We start from the raw sequence: 17125 nt of genomic DNA on the forward strand, positions 1-17125 counted from the left end.
TGACCTTATATAAAATACGAATGAGAGAGTCATATCCGTGCGTAATATTTTAGTCACTAACGCCCTACCATACGCCAATGGCCCCATCCATATGGGACACTTACTCGGTTATATCCAAGCAGATATTTGGGTTCGTGCCATGCGTGCAATGGGACACGATGTGACTTATGTATGTGCGGATGATGCTCACGGTACAGCCATCATGCTACGTGCCGAAGCGAATGGTATCTCACCTGAAGATCAAATTGCCAATGTGCAAAAGGAACACATCCGTGATTTTGACGGTTTCGGTGTGCATTTCGATCATTATGATTCAACCCATAGTGATGAAAACCGCTCTCGTGCTTCTGAAATTTATGTGAAAAACCGTGAAGCAGGCAATATTGCAATTCGTCCTGTCAACCAGCTTTTTGACCCTGAAAAAGGCATGTTCTTATCGGATCGTTTCATTAAAGGCACGTGCCCGAAATGTAAGTCGGAAGATCAATATGGCGATGCGTGTGAAGTCTGCGGGACAACTTACAACGCAACTGAACTGTTAAATCCAAAATCGACTTTAAGTGGTGCCACGCCTGTAGAGAAATCTTCAGATCATTACTTCTTTAAACTGCCGAATTTCTCAGAATATTTACAAAAATGGACGCGTGACCAAGGTCGCTTACCTGTTTCAATTGCCAACAAACTGGATGAATGGTTTGAAGCGGGTTTATCAGACTGGGATATTTCACGTGATGCACCGTATTTCGGTTTTGAAATTCCAGATGCGCCGAATAAATATTTCTACGTTTGGGTCGATGCGCCGATTGGTTATATGTCGAGTTTTGAAAACTATATCAAAGCTAAACGTCCTGATTTAAGTTTTGACGACTTTTGGAAGAAAGACTCTGACAAAGAAGTCTATCACTTCATTGGTAAAGACATCGTTTACTTCCATGCGCTGTTCTGGCCTGCAATGCTTGAAGGTGCAAATTACCGTACGCCATCGGGTTTATTCGTCAATGGTTTCTTGACTGTAAACGGTCAGAAGATGTCGAAGTCTCGCGGTACATTCATCAAGGCTGAAACGTATTTAGAGCACTTAAACCCTGAATACTTACGTTACTACTTCGCGTCTAAACTGTCTGATAAAGTTGAAGACTCTGATCTGAACTTGGATGATTTCGTTCAGAAAGTAAACTCAGATTTGGTTGGTAAAGTGGTCAACATTGCCAGTCGCTGTGCAAAATTTATCAATACTAAATTTGATAATAAGTTAAGTGCAACTTGTGCAGAGCCTGAATTGGTACAAAGCTTTATTGATGCAGGCGATTCAATTGCGAAAGCCTATGAAGCACGTGAGTTCTCTGCTGCGATTCGTGAAATTATGGCGCTTGCAGATAAAGCCAACCAATATATTGATGAGAAAAAACCTTGGGCTTTAGCAAAAGTTGAGGGCGAAGAACAGCAAGTACATGATGTATGTTCGGTCGGGATTAACCTGTTCCGTCAATTGGCTGTGTACTTGGCACCTGTACTTCCAACCTTAGCGGCTCAAGTTCAAGATTTCTTAAAACTAGATCGCTTTGACTTTGCTTCTGCTCAAACAGCATTGGTCGATCATGAAATTGCATTGTTCCAACCTTTAATGCAACGTGTAGACCCGAAAGCAGTTGCGGCAATGGTCGATGCTTCTAAAGACTCTTTAGCGGCTGCGGCTGAACCTGTAAAAGTGGAAAAGAAAAAAGAGAAAGCCAAAGAGAAGAAAGCTGAACCTAAAGTTGGCGAAGCTGCTCTTAACACAAGCACCATTGGCATTGACGACTTTATGAAAGTTGAACTACGAGTCGCTGAAGTTTTAGAAGCTGCAACGGTTGAAGGTTCAGACAAACTTCTGCAACTGACTTTAAATGTTGGTGAAGCTGAACCACGCAATGTATTCAGTGGTATTCGTGAGTTTTACCAACCAAAAGACCTTAAAGGTAAATTGGTGGTGATGGTGGCTAACCTTGCACCACGTAAAATGCGTTTTGGTATTTCAAACGGTATGGTTTTAGCTGCTGGCAATGGCGAAGGCGTTTGGGTGATTTCACCTGAAGCTGGTGCTAAAGCTGGTGATAAAGTGTCTTAAGGTTTAATCCTTAAAAGTAAAAGCCTCTACTTTGTAGGGGCTTTTTTCTTGGTTTTAAGAACTATCTCCTATAAGGAGAGGTCTAGAAGCACTGCCCCATTTTACAATCTAAACTCAATTTTCACTGTGTGGGCATTGCTTGTCTTACTTTTGAAAGATCAAAAGTAACAAAAATCTTTTGTTAGCTTGATAATACGTCCATGTATCACAAGCTAACGGCGACATCCATGTCGCCTACATCTGAATTAATTTGGTGACGAATTCTGCTTCTTAATTACTTCCAATAATGCCGCTGTCGACTTGAGAACCTCAGTATTCGCTTTAGATTGTTCTTGTATCGAAACTGAGTCTTCTTTAATAGAATCAAAAAGGTTTTGACCAAAATAGCATTTTGCCAAATCTGCTCTTATTTCATCTTGTTTTACCTTTGGTAAATGAACGAGATACTCAGGTAATGCTTCTAACTCCATAAATGTTTGGTGTGCTTGCTCTGAAATTTTTCGATAGAAGCCAATCTGTTTAAAACAGTAAGTAAATAAAGTCGCAATTAAAGCCAGAATTGTTAATTTAATCATTAGAGCATTAGAAACATTTAATGAATCAAAAAAATTGTGTGCGAATAACTGTCCTACGATCAAAGTCACAGATAAACATACGAGTAACATCAGGTACAGTTCATAGACTTCAACAGTTTGCTTATAATCTTTATATTTCTTTTTATAAATTTCTTTTGTTTTTCTTGACGAGGCTTCACCTTTATATAAGTTTAAATCTGATATGAGTTCATCTACTTGATTATTTTTAGCATTAAAACTTGGGTTCAGATCATCCAATATTTTCCTATTTAAGATATCTAAAGAAGTTTTTGTAATTCTTGCAAATACAGTAAATGCTTCATAAGAATTTATAAAGCTTTGGTCTATATCAAACAAGTTACCAATTGAACCACCACTATCAAAAAGAGAGCTTAGATCATCAATATAGTGAGATATGGTTCTTAAGTGTTTACGCATTTCATCCTGCGTATCCTTTGAAATATCATAAAAAAATTCTCGCTCTTGATGACTTAATGATCTAATAATTTGTGATAAATACTTATCCCTACTCTTTATTATTTTAAAAAACTTCTTTTTTTGTATTCCAAAATTTTCAATATCAATTTGAATATTAAAATTAATTTCTTTACTAAAAATGGTACCTATTTCTACATCACTTTTAGAATCCAAATACGCTACAACTTGATCAATCTTTAAAGTTAATCCTTCAAAATACTGACTATTCATCTCCCCCCCGATAGTTATTATTACTCAGTAAAAAATGACTAATTTTACCATTTAAAATAATCAAAAAATCTATTATGTAATAAATTATTCCACTGTACTCAAGCAAGATATAACTTCACATTTTATAAAGATTTTCTTTCTATTCATTATTCAACCTCTCTTATAAGAGGAGAAGAATTTTTCATTAGAAAATGAGGCTCCATATAAAAACTCTATTAGCATTTAAGCAGTACTGTTTTACAAAGATGAAGTTGCAAAGATATCCCCAAAAAACTAGATGAAAAAAATCACCCCACATGCTAAAAAATAGACAATTCAACAAATTTCGTGGAACTTTATAAATGAATAAATTATTTGCTTCGGCTTTAATTAGCTCCAGTCTCATTAGTGTTTCAGCCTTCGCCCTTTCCCCACCTGTCCCAATTCCACAACAAAAACAAGTTTCAGGCTTTTACCAATACCAAGCGGGTGATGTACAAATCACCGCCCTATTAGACGGCACAAACTTCATGTCGCCTAAACTCTTTCAAAATATTCCTGAAAAAGAAATACATGAAATTTTAAAGAAATACGCTGCCGACCAAGCCAAAGGCGTGCAAACCTCTGTCAATGCCTTCCTCGTGAATACAGGCCATTCGCTGGTTTTAGTGGATAGCGGCGCTGCGAGCTGTTTTGGCGAACATTTGGGGTCAGTATTGAGCAACTTAAAAGCATCAGGTTATCAACCAGAACAAGTCGATACCATCTTACTGACGCACCTACACCCAGACCATGTCTGTGGCATTAGTCAAAATGGCGTGGCAAACTTTCCAAATGCAACGGTTTATGTTTCGAGCGATGAAGCGAACTATTGGCTAAACCCGAAACAGGTCGAAAGGCTTCCGAAAGAAAAACAAGCCGGTTACTTAGGAACTGTTGAAAAAATTAAACAAGCTATTGCGCCCTATCAAGCCAAACAACGCTTCAAACCGTATCAGTTGGGTGATCAAGTTCAGGGCTTTAAAGTCATTAATACCGCGGGCCATACGCCGGGGCATTATAGCTATGAGCTGAAAACCATAGATGAAACGGTGGTCTTTATTGGTGACATTGTGCACTCTCATACTGTGCAATTCGACAAGCCAGAAACCGCAATCGATTATGATATCGACCCCAAAAAAGCAGTGCAAACCCGCTTAAAGCAATTTGCTGAATATGCAAAAGGCGGGCAAACCATTGCAGCACCACACTTGCCATTCCCAGCTATTGGACATATCTATTCGGCAGATGGGAAAAGCTATCAATGGATTCCTGTGCATTTTAAGGATTAATTTATACGATAATCGTCTCTTCTTTTGACTGAGAGTTAAAAGTCACTTCAAACCAAATAGAAGTTTGTTAAATCATAAAAATCCCCTCATTTGAGGGGATTTTTTTACTGCTGTGGACTCATCGAATTTTGTACAAAATGCGGAGAGCGAGGTCCATATAGCAACCCTTTTTGCTGCATCAACTGCGGAGCATACAACCGGGTACTCACACTGTTAGACAGCACATAGGCTTTGTCCGATAAGTGATTGGAAATTTGATCAATCAAGGCACCCACCAACATCCCGACCAGACCCGCGTTGCTATTATTATTGGCTTGTTGGATTTTTTCCTGACCTTCCCATAATAATGCTCCGGTTTTTAAATCAACCAATTTCGCCTCTACCGCAACGGTCGAAACGGATTGAATCACCTGATACTTAGAACCATATTCTTTAACTTTGACATACAGTGCGGCATCCGCTCCAAAAATTTCATTGAGTTTCTGAATTGGAATTTGCTGCGCATCATAGCCGTTCGTTACGCCATTTTCTTTAAATAGCGTATCGACCACAGAAATAGGGAACACATAATAGCCCGCTTCTGCTACAGGTAAAGTCACGGTAGACCAATACCCATAGGTTGCCCGTGTATCGGGTGATTCATTTACAGGCGGCAACACCAAAATGGATTTTGGCATATTGGCATGATATGCAGATAAGTCACGTTTACTTTTAGGTGTCGTAGCACAACCCGTGAAGAGTGTCACAGCAAGGCCAAGTACGCATAGTTTTTTGAAATGTTTCACTTCACACTCCCTGCCGCAGTCTGGGCTGTCATTTTTTTCAAAAGACGATCCATTAATACTGTCGACTCTGGGTAGGTTTGACGTTCAAGTTCAAAATACTGAACAGCACGTGGCCCGTTATTGATATTCAAATTCAACAAACCCAAATGTGCATACAATCCCGGAGGCACTGCTGCATTTTTGGCTTTGGCTTTTTCAATATCTTTTTCAAGTTTGCCAATCTGTTCTTGTGGAGAAGTCTTTTCTGGCAGACTCAACATCAAATAGGTTTGCTGTGGATATTCGCCCCAGCTGTATAACGACTTTGGTGCTGAAACACAGCCCACCAGAGTCATGGTGCAAATCGCACCTAAAACCAATACGATTTTTTTCATTGATTCAAACCAGTTACTGCGCAGACCACTTATTGGTTTGAATATCCAACACCAAATTATTAACCGCTTCACGTACAGCCAAATCTAGAACTTTACCGTTTAAAGTTGAGTCATAAGAAGCGGTAGAGCCAAAACCTAAGATTTCACGTTCACTGAGTGCATACTCGCCTGCGCCTTGCACAGAGTGAACAATTTCTGCTGTTTTTACATCGACAATATTTAAGTTCACTTTGGCATAAGCAATTTGGGTTTTACCACGGCCCAATATGCCAAATAGCTGGTGATCACCAACTTCTTTACGGCCAAATTCAGACACGTCGCCCGTTAATACATAACGTGCGCCTTTGATGGCTTGAGAGGATCTAGTAAAGCCTGCTTCTTGTTGTAATTCAGCAAGGTTGTCACGGTTTAGGACAGAGAAATAGCCTGATTGCTGTAAATGCGTTTCTAAAATGGTTTTTGCTTGACCACCTAAACGGTCAACATTGTCTGAAAATATGCCACGCATGTAGCTTGAGCGGTTGTCAAATTTCCCTACAGAAACAGGCGTTTTAGTGCCCGCGTACTTAACTGTCGCTACTGCTGCTGTTACTTGTGGTGCTTGAATTGTTTTTGACGTTTCTGTTGTTGAACATGCAGATAATGCTAAGCCACTCAAAACGGCCAAAAATATAGATTTATTCAAAATTTATCCCTCAAATCTTTAATTTAAAAATCATTAAAAAAATCAAAGGGATTATAACCATTTAGCTTTTAGTTACCTATACAAAATCCAGTTTTGTTGTTGTAACCCTTATCACTTCATTCCAAAAATCAGTTTTAAACCCAACACCGTCATCACCGCCCCTGCTGCGCGGTCAAATACTGCTTTAAACTTCAAATACACACGGCGCGGCTTTTCAGCAGACAATGCCACTGCAACCAACGAACACCAACCCGCATCAATAAAGAAACACAGGATAGGTAGTACAAAATAGTAATAGGTTGGGATTTCTTTGGGTAAAAGTGCAGTAAAAATACTGGCTAGAACAATCGCAATTTTAGGGTTGGAGAGCTGGGTAATTAAGCCAGTCATAAAGGCACGGCGTAAAGTCATTGCTTTTGAGCTGGAATGATCTGCCTCAATCGGCTCTTTGGCATGTTTAATAATTTTAAATGCGAGCCAAAGCAAATAGATTCCACCACAAATTTTTAAGGCCAAATATGCTGACGGCACTGCCAACAAAAAGGCTTGTAAACCAAGTACAGCCAACAGACCAAAAACAGCTGCGCCTGTTCCTGTCCCCAGTGCGGTAAAGAGTCCATGCTTTCGAGAAATCGCAATCGAATTTTTTGCTACATAAATCGATGTCGGTCCAGGGCTCATTGCGCCTAACATTAATGCAAAGGCAATCGAGCCCAAAATCCAAAATGATTCCAAGAGTGACCTCTAAATTGAGAGAATTTATCAGCTGCGATTTTACGCTAAACAAAGTTTTTACGATATTCACTTTATCAGTTATTTTTCACATTTATATCGTGATCAAGCCGCAGCGTGTACGTCCATTATATTTTTTAATGATAAATAAAAAGCCTATTTTTAAGGAAATTTGGCATAGGCCATAGTGAAAACAACAATAGAGCAATTACTCAACAATAAACTGCAACATCAGTTATTTAGATCATATTCAATTTTAATAAAAAGACAAATGTGTATTAAAAATAGCCATCATGTGCTTTTTTTTGATTACAAAATATAATGGGGGGATTGCTTCCCTTTTCATACATTTTTCATATATAAAAAGACTTACTATTTATAAGGTTTTATGTCTCTAAACCACATTTTTTAACTTCATAATTTTTAACATCATAATTAAAGGTGAACCATGCAAAATAAGAAGCGCACCCCATTAGACGCGCAACAGTCCCATCTTTGGATCATTGGTGGTGGTATCGCAGGTATGGCTGCTGCTGCATTTGCGATCCGTGATGCCAAAATCCCTGCCAAAAATATCCATATTTTAGAAGAACTCGATATTTCAGGTGGCTCAATGGACGGCGGACATACACCGCATGCCGCGCAAGCTTGGGTAACACGTGGTGGGCGGATGCTGACCGATGAAACTTATTTGTGCCTATGGGACTTATTTTCCAGTATTCCATCATTAGAAGACCCAAACGTTTCGGTACGTGAAGAATGTCGTGAGTTTAATGAACAAGTGAAAACCCACGCCAATGCACGTTTGATTGATGCCGAACATGTCATTGCGGATGCAGCAAAGCTTGGTCTGAATACGCTACATCGTGCACAGATGCTGCGCCTATTGGCTTCAAAAGAAGAAAAAATTGGCAGTCGCCGCATTGATGAGTTTTTTGATGAAACCTTTTTTGAAACCAATTTCTGGCGCATGTGGCGCACGACTTTCGCTTTTCAAAAATGGCACAGTGCAGCAGAGTTAAGACGCTATTTCTTGCGTTTTATTCAAGAATTGCCACGCATTCATACCTTAGCGGGTGTGAAACGTACCAAGTACAACCAATATGATTCGATGATTCTGCCCCTACAGCGTTGGCTAGTCGCACAAGGCGTCGATGTGCGTTTTGGACACTATGTCACAGATGCGGACTTCATTACCAATGCTGAAACTCAAGAGCGCCATGCGTCGCGCCTATATGTACAATTGCCTGAAGGCTCAGAGCAAATTAATCTAAAAGCCAATGATTTAGCCATTTTCACTTTAGGTTCCATTACTGCGGACTCACGTTATGGCGGTAATCATGACGTGCCTGCCCTCGTTCGTAATCGAGAAGACCATGGCTGGACACTTTGGGAAACTTTGGCACAAAAAGCCCCAGACTTTGGCCGTCCAATGACTTTTTATGGCAATGTTGATGAACATAAGTGGGAGTCTTTCACCCTGACCATGAAAGATGACGTGCTGCTTAAACGCATTATTGACTATACGGGGAATGAACCAGGCACAGGTGCACTGATGACTTGGTATGAGTCGGGTTGGCATTTATCCATTGTGGTCCCTGCGCAGCCACACTTTGCCGACTTACCTGAAGGTTTATATACCTTATGGGGCTACGGTTTCCAAATTGACCATATAGGCGATTACATCAAGAAACCAATGTCCGAAGCCACGGGGCAAGAAATTCTAACAGAACTGATTAAACAACTCGGTTTTGACGACATTTTAGATCATGTTTTAGCAACGACTGATGTTACTACCGCCATGATGCCATATGCCTCTGCCCTATTCGCCTGCCGTAAACCGGGGGATCGTCCACAGGTAATTCCACAAGGCTCACAAAACTTTGCTTTCCTTGGACAGTTTGTGGAAATTGAAGATGACGTGGTCTTTACTGTGGAATATTCAGTTCGTGGAGCAATGCTTGCCATTTATGAATTCTTTGGAGTAGAACGTGAAATCCCTGAAATTTACAACGGTCTGCTTGATCCGAAAGTCGGTTTGAAAGCTTTGGAAACCGTGTTCCACTAAGCTTTTTAATATATAGCGATAAGAGCACCTTTATGTCGCCACTATTACATAGTTTAATTTAAGCAACGTTTGGATACACGAGTGTGGCAGGGATGCCATACGTTATCCATCCTAACAGGAATGTTATGTATGGATAACAAAGGATTTTGCTTACTTTTGGCCTATCAAAAGTAAGGGTATTGCCTACACAAACACCTTTTATACTTTATTGAAAGTTGAGGCCGTGTACGCACCTAATTTTAAATCAGATAAAAAGAAAAATTAGATAAAACTTTATACCTCATTCGTAAATAAATTGACTAATCAACATCGGAAAAACCTCTCCACGTTTTAAATAACACTCCGAAACTGACTAAGTGCTTTTCTATCGTTTTCTCATGATTTTAGATTTCATAAAAATTACAAAACTCACTTGAAGCTTTGACTGCACAGATGCAGCATAAGACTCATCTAAAACTTTAAAAATAAACCTATGAAACTAGCAGAAGCACTTTTATTGCGTAGTGACTTACAAACCAAACTCGCTTCTTTACAACAACGCATCAACAATAATGTGCTAATCCAAGAAGGCGATGAACTGAGTGAAGACCCCAATGCGCTGATTCTTGAGGCCTTTAGTGTAAATACAGAGTTACATCATCTGATTGAAAGAATTCATGCGACCAATGCTCAAGCTAAAACCAGCACGGGTCAATCGATGCTCAGTGTTTTAAACACACGTGATTTGCTCACGCAACAACATCGTATTATTCAACAGGCCATCGACAGCTCACGACGTGAAAATGGTCGTTATAGTTCGAGTGAAATTCGCTGGGTTAAAACCATTGCGGTTGCAGACTTGCAAAAAAAAGCCGATGCAATTAGCCAGCAACTCAGGCAAAATAACTTAGAGATTCAAGCTTCAAATTGGCAAATAGAACTGATCTAACCAATTTGAGCCACAACAGTTTGGGCATATTGGGCGAGTACATGGCCTTTTATACGTTTGTAAGGCTTTAATTCAACAAACGTTTGCAGGAAGTAAGACGTCTACTTCACATTTTCACAAATCTGGCGTAGCACAATGCATCTTTTATACTGCACATCGCACCTTGCACCACCATGTACTGACAATATGCCTCCCTATTTTTACCTATTAGTAGGCATCAGCCTGTGGAGGCGTTTTCTGATTAAAAGCCATTTCTTGTGATGGAAGTTTATAGTCACGATCATGCACAGGAACACCACCAATAATCATGGTACGAGCCTCAGTTCTAGGCTGATTCAACTCCTTTTTTGCATCACACGCGGTCAGTTGAGTGAGCAATAAAACCAATACCAGGGTAGATAAGGTTTTCATCATATCCCCTCATTTATCATTATTGTTCTTTCAGCATAGCACTTTTATTTTTCCAATCCTATCGACTTTGTTACAACTCTTATCCATCTACATGATGGTTCTGTACGTATTTTTTTATTTAAAAAAACATTAATTATTAATAGATAAAACAATAACATGAATGATTTAAATTAGAAAAGGACCAACTGATTTACAAAATCTTACAGGATTGAATATTTACAACGGACACTTTTGTCCGTTAAATAATAGCACCCCCAAATCAAATGAAATAATCGCCATGACCAGTCGTCAACAGCGTGCTGCACAAAACCGTGAAGAATTGCTGGAAGCCGCAGTTCAGGTTTTTCGTACACACGGGATCAATGCACCCTTACAGCAGGTAATTGATGCCGCCAATGTCGGGCGGGCGACGTTTTATCGTAATTTTGCTGACCGTCGTGCCTTGGTGATTGCACTCATGGAGCAAGCTTTGGAACGTCTTGCAGTTCGTGCTGAAGCATTTTCTCAATATGACGATGGTTTTATTCGTTTAATTGAAAACCATGTCTATAACTTGCCGTATTTAACTGCACTGATGGAATATTGGCGAGTGATTGAGCGTAATGATCCCGTCATGGTTGATATCTACGCACGCCGCGATGCGATTTTACAACCTTTAATTGATCAAGCTATTCGACACGGCGTATGCCGCCCCGATTTGACCACTCAAGATTACGCCATGATTACGGCCATTTTAAGGACTTCATTCCAAGGGCTGACCGATATAGAGCAACAACAACTTGCACAACGTGCGATTGAGCTCTTACTCAATGGTATTCGGGCATAAAAGGTCACCAGTCATGACACAGCCACCACGTTTACTCGAACCTGCTCCAAACTGGACAGCCGAAGAAAAACCAACCCTACCCGGCTCTCCTGCCGTGATTGCGCACTCCACACCAAAGCGCTTCATATATTTTTTTATTGGTTTGTTTGTCGCACTGTCTGCAAGTCTCAGTAACGGTTTCATTACCGCCAATTTACCCTTAATTCAGGGTGAATATGGACTAACACCCTCTGAAGTGGCATGGATTCCTGCGGCTTATGTGATGGCCAATGTCAGTGCGAACCTGATTTTGTTTAAAGCCCGCCAGCAATACGGTCTACGTCTATTTTCTGAAATGGGCCTACTGATTTTTATTGTGGTTTTGGTTCTACACGTCTTTGTACATACTTTTGAAATGGCTGTACTGGTGCGTTTTATCAGCGGCATGGTTGCCGCACCTCTCAGCTCCTTAGGCATGTATTACATTATGCAGGCCTTTAAACGGGAGGATTTTGGTCGCAGTATCTATTTGGCTTTAGGCTTTCAACAGCTTGGAATTCCCTTGGCATGGATCATTTCTCCGTATCTCATTGACGTCAATAACTGGAATGTCCTGTATACCTTTGAAATTGGTTTAGCGCTCTGCTGTTTCGCAATGGTGGTGTCGCTTAAATTACCCCGCAGTTTAAGAATTGCTGTTTTTGAAAAGCAAGACTTCTTCACCTTTGCCCTGCTTGCGCCTGGTTTTGCTTTTTTGTGTATTGTGCTGACCCAAGGGCCTATCTTGTGGTGGTTTGAAGTGAAGTGGTTGGCATACCTTTTAATTGCAGGGTTCAGCCTGATTGTGATTGGTTTGGTCTACGAGCATTATCGGGTCAATCCACTGATTATGACGCGTTGGCTGGGTACATCGTCTACGCTTCGTTTTATCATCGGTGCCTTTGCAATTCGCTTCTTAATGTCGGAGCAAAGTTATGCTGCGGTAAGTTTTCTCAAAACCATGGGTATGGGACCCGATCAATTTGTTCCGCTCTATGTGGTGATCTTTTTAGGCATTGTGTCTGGTACCTTATTTAGTGCCATCACTTTTTCACGTGAACGGATTATTTGGCACCTACTATTAGCAGAAGTTTTGGTATTAATTGCTTGCGGGCTGGATTTTCACCTTACCAGCGATATTCGCCCTTCCAACTTCTACGGCAGTCAGTTTTTGGTGGGCTTTGCCAGTGGTGTGTTTATTGGTCCACTATTGATCACAGGTATCTTAAGCGCCATGCAAAAAGGCCCCACTCATATTGTCACGTTTATTGTTTTATTTTCAGCGACTCAAACATTTGGTGGCTTAGTCGGTTCATCGTTTTACTCCACCTATCAACAAGTCCGAACCCAGAACTATCGTGCTGAAATGATTCAACAACTCCCTGAAACCAATCCATTGATTGCACAGCGTCTTTTAGCGTATCAACAAAGTTCGCATAGTTACACGCTCGATCAGCAGTTAGAGCAACAACAAGCCTTAAAAAATTTAAATCAAGTGGTGACTCGAGAGGCTCAGGTGCGTGCCTATAACGATGTGATTAGTTTCAATGGTGTCGTTGCTATGCTGCTGTTGCTGTGGGGGACATTCCTGATTGCACGAAATCAATATCAACTGCGACAACAAGCGAAAATCGGTCCTGCCTAATGCCACTGTTTCCTATTTATTGAGAAATTGTTATGTCTGAAGATCAAAAACCAGTAGCTCCCGCTGAAACAACCGCAAGGTCTGAAAATACCTCTCAGCCTGAACAGCCCGTGGCAGTAGCAACACCGATTACGCCACCTTCGAGTAAATTGATTCCAACAGCGAAACGTACGCTGATTTTGATGTTTTTAATACTCATCATCGGTATTGGCATCATTTTATGGGCATGGAAAATTGGACCATTTGACAGTGCGGTTGAGCCCACTGACAACAGCTATGTCAAAGGCAAAACTACGGTGCTTTCTTCGCAAATTAATGGCTATGTCAAAGATGTATTGGTCAGTGATTTTGATCACGTCAAAAAAGGACAGGTGTTGATGCATATTGATGCCACGACTTATGACCAAAAAGTCACTCAAGCAGAAGCTGGAGTGGATCAAGCGCAAAATAACCTATCTAATCAAAGCCAAAATATTGCACAGCGTAAAGCAGATATTGTGGCGGCAGAAGCTAAGGTCGAACAAGCGCGAGCAGCGTACCAACTGTCATTGGCACAACAGCAGCGCTATCAACAGTTGGGAGACTCTGGCGCAGCGTCTAAATCAGAACAAGACAAAGCCTTTGCCGATACCCAAAATAATTTAGCCTTACTGCAACAAGCACAGGCCAATGTATTGGTGGCGAAAGAAGCGCTCAAAACCGCTCAAGTGGCTGAAACAGGACTCAAAGCGCAAGTAACCAATGCCGCTGCGCAACTGGATCAAGCCAGAACAACTAAAAATTACAGCAGTATTATCGCCCCGATGGATGGGCAACTGGGTGAAGTCAACCCACGTGTGGGACAATATGTGGCAGCAGGCACACAGTTGCTCTATCTGATTCCACAGCAAACTTGGGTGACGGCTAACTTTAAAGAAACTCAAATTGCCAACATGAAAATTGGGCAAAAAGCATGGTTCACGGTGGATGCCCTCAATCATCAGAAATTTACAGGCCATGTCGAGCAAATTTCCCCAGCAGCGGGTTCAGAGTTCAGTGTATTGAAAGCCGATAATGCGACAGGCAACTTTACCAAAGTAGTGCAACGCATTGCGGTAAGGATTGCGATTGATCCAAATCAAACGGGTATCGAAAATTTACGCCCAGGCATGTCCGTGATTAGTTCGGTCGACACCTACTCTGCACAGCGTTAATTCTGTGCAGAAACCACGACTTTTCACTTACACTAAGCACTCAACCTGATTGATAAAAGTCCTATGTTTGAACAGATTGCGCAGTCCATTCCCTATCAGCACATCAGCGTTGGCGGAGTCAATATCAGCATCAAACGTTTAGACCTAGTCCATCCGCAAATTTCAGGCAATAAATTTTTTAAACTGAAATACAACCTGTTGGCGGCACAGCAACAAGGCTGTAAAAAACTGCTGACTTTTGGCGGTGCCTATTCCAATCATATCGCCGCAACGGCCTATGCAGCACAGTTGTTTGGATTTGAGAGTCTGGGCATTATTCGAGGTGAGGAGCTGGCTAGTAAAGCTTTGAATGCAACTTTAAGTACAGCACAGCAATTCGGCATGCAGTTGCAGTTTGTGACGCGAGAAGCCTATCGGCAAAAGCAAAGCCCAGCCTACTTAGCACAGTTACAACAAGATTATCCTGATTATTATGTGATTCCTGAAGGGGGAACCAATCCTCTTGCCATTCAAGGCTGCACAGAAATTCTCTCTGATGCGGATAGACAAAATTTCGATCTGATTTGCTGTGCTGTGGGTACAGGTGGCACCATTGCGGGTCTGATTGAAGCCAGTCATTCACAGCAGCAAATTTTAGGTTTCTCTGCACTCAAGGGCGATTTCCTGAACACAGAAGTCGAGCAACTGACTAAAAAACGGAATTGGCAAATTACCGATCGATATTGCTGTGGCGGTTATGCCAAAACCACCGCTGAACTATTGCAATTTATCCGTGCGTTTGAACAGCAATATGACATTCCACTGGAACAGATTTACACAGGCAAAATGCTGTTGGGCTTAACCGATTTAATTCAACAAGGTGAATTTCCAGTAGATCATCGCATTTTAGTGATTCATTCTGGCGGGCTTCAAGGCCGTTTAGCTGCGCTTTAGATAGTCCTGAAAAAGCAAAAAAGATGGTCTATAATGCCCTGCTTTATTCTCCCGTGAGTGTGTCATGTCCACAAATCAATATGATGTCTTAGTTTTAGGTGCTGGTGCATCTGGCTTAATGACAGCCTATATGGCAGCTCAACGCGGACGTAAAGTCGTGGTGGTAGAAAAAGCCAATAAAGTCGGTAAAAAAATTCTCATGTCGGGTGGTGGTAAATGTAACTTTACCAACCTCTATGTCGAACCAAGCAACTTTATTTCACATAATCCGCACTTTGTAATTTCAGCCCTGACCCGCTATACCAATTGGGATTTTATTGGGATGGTTTGTGAGTACGGCATTGAATATGAAGAGCGTAAACACGGTCAACTCTTCACCCTCAATGGTGCTAAAGAGATTTTAGCCATGCTATTAAGTGAGTGTGAAAAAACAGGTTTGGTCGATATTAAAACCAACTGTGAAGTGAAAGCCATCACTGCACTTGATGAACAAGGTTTTCAAATTGCCACAACACTGGGTTATTTTGAAGCTGAATCTGTCGTGGTTGCATCGGGTGGCTTGTCTATTCCAACCTTGGGAGGGTCAGGCATTGGTTATGAAATTGCGAAACAATTTGGTCATCATGTTTATCCGACTCGTGCAGGTTTAGTGCCTTTCACCTTCTCGGATAGTTTTAAAGAAGTGACCACTCGCTTAAGTGGCAACGCTGTAGATGCAACTTTATCGAATGATTTAAACGCTTTCACTGAAGCTCTTTTATTTACCCATCGAGGACTCAGTGGGCCAAGCTCGCTACAGCTTTCAAATTATTGGGATATTGGGCAAAGCTTCAAAATTGATTTCTTGCCAAGCATAGATTTGCAAGATTACTTAAAAGCGAAAAAACAGAGTCAACCTAAAGCCCTACTGCGTACTTTACTGGGTGAGCATTTCCCGAAAAGTGTGGTGGTTGAACTGCAAAACCTCATTTGGTCTGAACTGGCTGAAACAGCGATTGGCCAACTGTCGGATGAAAAACTGGAGCACATTGCCACGCGCTTGCATGCATTTGAAGTCAAACCATCAGGAACCGAAGGCTACCGTACTGCTGAGGTGACTTTAGGTGGCGTAGACACCACTGAAGTTTCATCGAAAACCATGGAAAGTAAAAAGCAAAAAGGCTTGTACTTTGTCGGTGAAATACTGGATGTTACAGGACATTTGGGAGGCTTTAACTTCCAGTGGGCATGGTCATCTGCGCATGCCGCATCAGAATATGTCTAAGCCATCTGCTTAAATGATAAATTATTCTAAATAATCAGTGCGTAGCAGTACGCACTGCTTTTGCTTCCGCTGACGGGCAAGTGCTAAGTCCATTTTCGCAATGGCAATATGGACATGGCTCGGCTGGATCACTGAACGTTTCATCATCAATGTTTTTTTTAATATTTGTATCATCTGTTTTTTCCTTTTTAAACTGCAATTTATAAAAATAAATCGTGAAATGTCCATGCAGCTATCACAAAAGTATAGGCATGTAAGTATTTCTAATTTATGAAATATCCATATTCCACATGCATCAAACATACCAAATTAAATTTCATTCCACACTATAGACTTTTGTATTATTTTTCATCAGATTTATCCTCATCACGGCCTTCAGTTGCCGCAGTCTGTATTCTTTCAGCATTAGCGTGTGATGTTGTATCGATCTTCGGTTTTGCAAATACAAATTTATAAGCACTCACAAAAAATCCAACCGTAATACCCGCGATGATGATTGGGGCAAAATATTTATTTGGGGCTTTTTTTGACATGAGCTTACTCCAATAAAAAAAACACCAACC

The 17125-nt window shown here is 41.0% G+C and carries 17 protein-coding genes; 9 read left to right on the forward strand and 8 right to left on the reverse strand.

From position 1 onward, the window contains the following. The first annotated feature begins 37 nt into the window (after positions 1–37). Entirely contained in the window at positions 38–2107 is a 2070-nt protein-coding gene (metG, locus tag AXW61_RS11185) for a methionine--tRNA ligase (protein WP_062034355.1), read from the forward strand. Between the two features lie 245 nt (positions 2108–2352). On the opposite strand, the gene AXW61_RS11190 is transcribed toward metG, so the two are convergent. Further along, a complete protein-coding gene (locus tag AXW61_RS11190; RefSeq protein WP_062034356.1) occupies positions 2353–3390 on the reverse strand; it encodes a hypothetical protein in 1038 nt (345 codons plus the stop codon). A gap of 341 nt (positions 3391–3731) precedes the next feature. Between AXW61_RS11190 and AXW61_RS11195 the strand changes: the two genes are divergently transcribed. Continuing rightward, complete coding sequence (locus AXW61_RS11195) at positions 3732–4700, forward strand: MBL fold metallo-hydrolase (RefSeq protein ID WP_062034357.1); 969 nt, start codon at positions 3732–3734, stop codon at positions 4698–4700. 104 nt (positions 4701–4804) lie between these two features. Here the strand turns inward: AXW61_RS11195 and AXW61_RS11200 are convergent, their stop codons facing one another. The 4 genes from AXW61_RS11200 to AXW61_RS11215 form a co-directional block, all read right to left on the reverse strand. After that, positions 4805–5485: a GNA1162 family protein gene (locus AXW61_RS11200; RefSeq protein ID WP_062034358.1), complete on the reverse strand. Its 681-nt coding sequence runs from the start codon at positions 5483–5485 to the stop codon at positions 4805–4807. Continuing rightward, positions 5482–5859, reverse strand: coding sequence for a DUF4810 domain-containing protein (locus AXW61_RS11205; protein WP_062034359.1), 378 nt, complete (start codon positions 5857–5859; stop codon positions 5482–5484). Before AXW61_RS11205 ends, AXW61_RS11200 begins: the two co-directional genes overlap by 4 nt. Before the next feature lie 13 nt (positions 5860–5872). Continuing rightward, the gene (locus AXW61_RS11210; protein WP_062034360.1) at positions 5873–6544 is read right to left on the reverse strand and encodes a CsgG/HfaB family protein; all 672 of its coding nucleotides are present in this window, start codon (positions 6542–6544) and stop codon (positions 5873–5875) included. Between the two features lie 111 nt (positions 6545–6655). Further along, positions 6656–7279, reverse strand: coding sequence for a LysE family translocator (locus AXW61_RS11215; protein WP_005399945.1), 624 nt, complete (start codon positions 7277–7279; stop codon positions 6656–6658). A 445-nt stretch (positions 7280–7724) separates the two neighbouring features. Between AXW61_RS11215 and AXW61_RS11220 the strand changes: the two genes are divergently transcribed. Continuing rightward, on the forward strand, positions 7725–9344 hold the full coding sequence (locus tag AXW61_RS11220; protein WP_062034361.1) for an oleate hydratase: 1620 nt from the start codon (positions 7725–7727) through the stop codon (positions 9342–9344). A 472-nt stretch (positions 9345–9816) separates the two neighbouring features. Beyond that, complete coding sequence (locus AXW61_RS11225) at positions 9817–10272, forward strand: DIP1984 family protein (protein ID WP_062034362.1); 456 nt, start codon at positions 9817–9819, stop codon at positions 10270–10272. A gap of 207 nt (positions 10273–10479) precedes the next feature. On the opposite strand, the gene AXW61_RS11230 is transcribed toward AXW61_RS11225, so the two are convergent. Beyond that, positions 10480–10683, reverse strand: a complete 204-nt coding sequence (locus tag AXW61_RS11230) for an NF038215 family lipoprotein (RefSeq protein ID WP_062034409.1) — start codon at positions 10681–10683, stop codon at positions 10480–10482. Between the two features lie 277 nt (positions 10684–10960). On the opposite strand from AXW61_RS11230, the gene AXW61_RS11235 reads away from it, so the two are divergent. The 5 genes from AXW61_RS11235 (at position 10961) to AXW61_RS11255 (ending at position 16562) form a co-directional block, all read left to right on the forward strand. Next, on the forward strand, positions 10961–11509 hold the full coding sequence (locus AXW61_RS11235; protein ID WP_062034363.1) for a TetR/AcrR family transcriptional regulator: 549 nt from the start codon (positions 10961–10963) through the stop codon (positions 11507–11509). Between the two features lie 13 nt (positions 11510–11522). Continuing rightward, on the forward strand, positions 11523–13172 hold the full coding sequence (locus AXW61_RS11240) for an MFS transporter (protein ID WP_062034364.1): 1650 nt from the start codon (positions 11523–11525) through the stop codon (positions 13170–13172). A gap of 32 nt (positions 13173–13204) precedes the next feature. Continuing rightward, positions 13205–14365: an HlyD family secretion protein gene (locus tag AXW61_RS11245; RefSeq protein ID WP_062034365.1), complete on the forward strand. Its 1161-nt coding sequence runs from the start codon at positions 13205–13207 to the stop codon at positions 14363–14365. A gap of 63 nt (positions 14366–14428) precedes the next feature. Beyond that, positions 14429–15298, forward strand: a complete 870-nt coding sequence (locus tag AXW61_RS11250; RefSeq protein ID WP_062034366.1) for a pyridoxal-phosphate dependent enzyme — start codon at positions 14429–14431, stop codon at positions 15296–15298. A 64-nt stretch (positions 15299–15362) separates the two neighbouring features. Continuing rightward, positions 15363–16562 carry an NAD(P)/FAD-dependent oxidoreductase gene (locus AXW61_RS11255; protein ID WP_062034367.1) on the forward strand — a complete coding sequence of 400 codons (1200 nt, stop codon included), beginning with the start codon at positions 15363–15365 and terminating at the stop codon, positions 16560–16562. A gap of 21 nt (positions 16563–16583) precedes the next feature. Here AXW61_RS11255 and AXW61_RS17605 read toward each other — a convergent pair whose 3' ends face one another. Both AXW61_RS17605 and AXW61_RS11260 read right to left on the reverse strand, forming a co-directional pair. After that, positions 16584–16736 carry a hypothetical protein gene (locus AXW61_RS17605; RefSeq protein ID WP_164996887.1) on the reverse strand — a complete coding sequence of 51 codons (153 nt, stop codon included), beginning with the start codon at positions 16734–16736 and terminating at the stop codon, positions 16584–16586. Between the two features lie 167 nt (positions 16737–16903). Continuing rightward, on the reverse strand, positions 16904–17095 hold the full coding sequence (locus AXW61_RS11260) for a hypothetical protein (RefSeq protein ID WP_062034368.1): 192 nt from the start codon (positions 17093–17095) through the stop codon (positions 16904–16906). Between the last annotated feature and the right edge of the window lie 30 nt (positions 17096–17125).

This window comes from Acinetobacter sp. BMW17 (assembly GCF_001592855.1).
Taxonomy (GTDB): domain Bacteria; phylum Pseudomonadota; class Gammaproteobacteria; order Pseudomonadales; family Moraxellaceae; genus Acinetobacter; species Acinetobacter johnsonii.

What these genes read in the sequence shown, in the direction of transcription:
- AXW61_RS11190 (WP_062034356.1), bottom strand. Translation starts at nt 3,390, where the DNA reads ATGAATAGTCAGTATTTTGAAGGATTAACTTTAAAGATTGATCAAGTT.
- AXW61_RS11195 (WP_062034357.1), top strand. Translation starts at nt 3,732, where the DNA reads ATGAATAAATTATTTGCTTCGGCTTTAATTAGCTCCAGTCTCATTAGT.
- AXW61_RS11205 (WP_062034359.1), bottom strand. Translation starts at nt 5,859, where the DNA reads ATGAAAAAAATCGTATTGGTTTTAGGTGCGATTTGCACCATGACTCTG.
- AXW61_RS11220 (WP_062034361.1), top strand. Translation starts at nt 7,725, where the DNA reads ATGCAAAATAAGAAGCGCACCCCATTAGACGCGCAACAGTCCCATCTT.
- AXW61_RS11225 (WP_062034362.1), top strand. Translation starts at nt 9,817, where the DNA reads ATGAAACTAGCAGAAGCACTTTTATTGCGTAGTGACTTACAAACCAAA.
- AXW61_RS11230 (WP_062034409.1), bottom strand. Translation starts at nt 10,683, where the DNA reads ATGAAAACCTTATCTACCCTGGTATTGGTTTTATTGCTCACTCAACTG.
- AXW61_RS11235 (WP_062034363.1), top strand. Translation starts at nt 10,961, where the DNA reads ATGACCAGTCGTCAACAGCGTGCTGCACAAAACCGTGAAGAATTGCTG.
- AXW61_RS11240 (WP_062034364.1), top strand. Translation starts at nt 11,523, where the DNA reads ATGACACAGCCACCACGTTTACTCGAACCTGCTCCAAACTGGACAGCC.
- AXW61_RS11245 (WP_062034365.1), top strand. Translation starts at nt 13,205, where the DNA reads ATGTCTGAAGATCAAAAACCAGTAGCTCCCGCTGAAACAACCGCAAGG.
- AXW61_RS11250 (WP_062034366.1), top strand. Translation starts at nt 14,429, where the DNA reads ATGTTTGAACAGATTGCGCAGTCCATTCCCTATCAGCACATCAGCGTT.
- AXW61_RS11255 (WP_062034367.1), top strand. Translation starts at nt 15,363, where the DNA reads ATGTCCACAAATCAATATGATGTCTTAGTTTTAGGTGCTGGTGCATCT.
- AXW61_RS17605 (WP_164996887.1), bottom strand. Translation starts at nt 16,736, where the DNA reads ATGATACAAATATTAAAAAAAACATTGATGATGAAACGTTCAGTGATC.
- AXW61_RS11260 (WP_062034368.1), bottom strand. Translation starts at nt 17,095, where the DNA reads ATGTCAAAAAAAGCCCCAAATAAATATTTTGCCCCAATCATCATCGCG.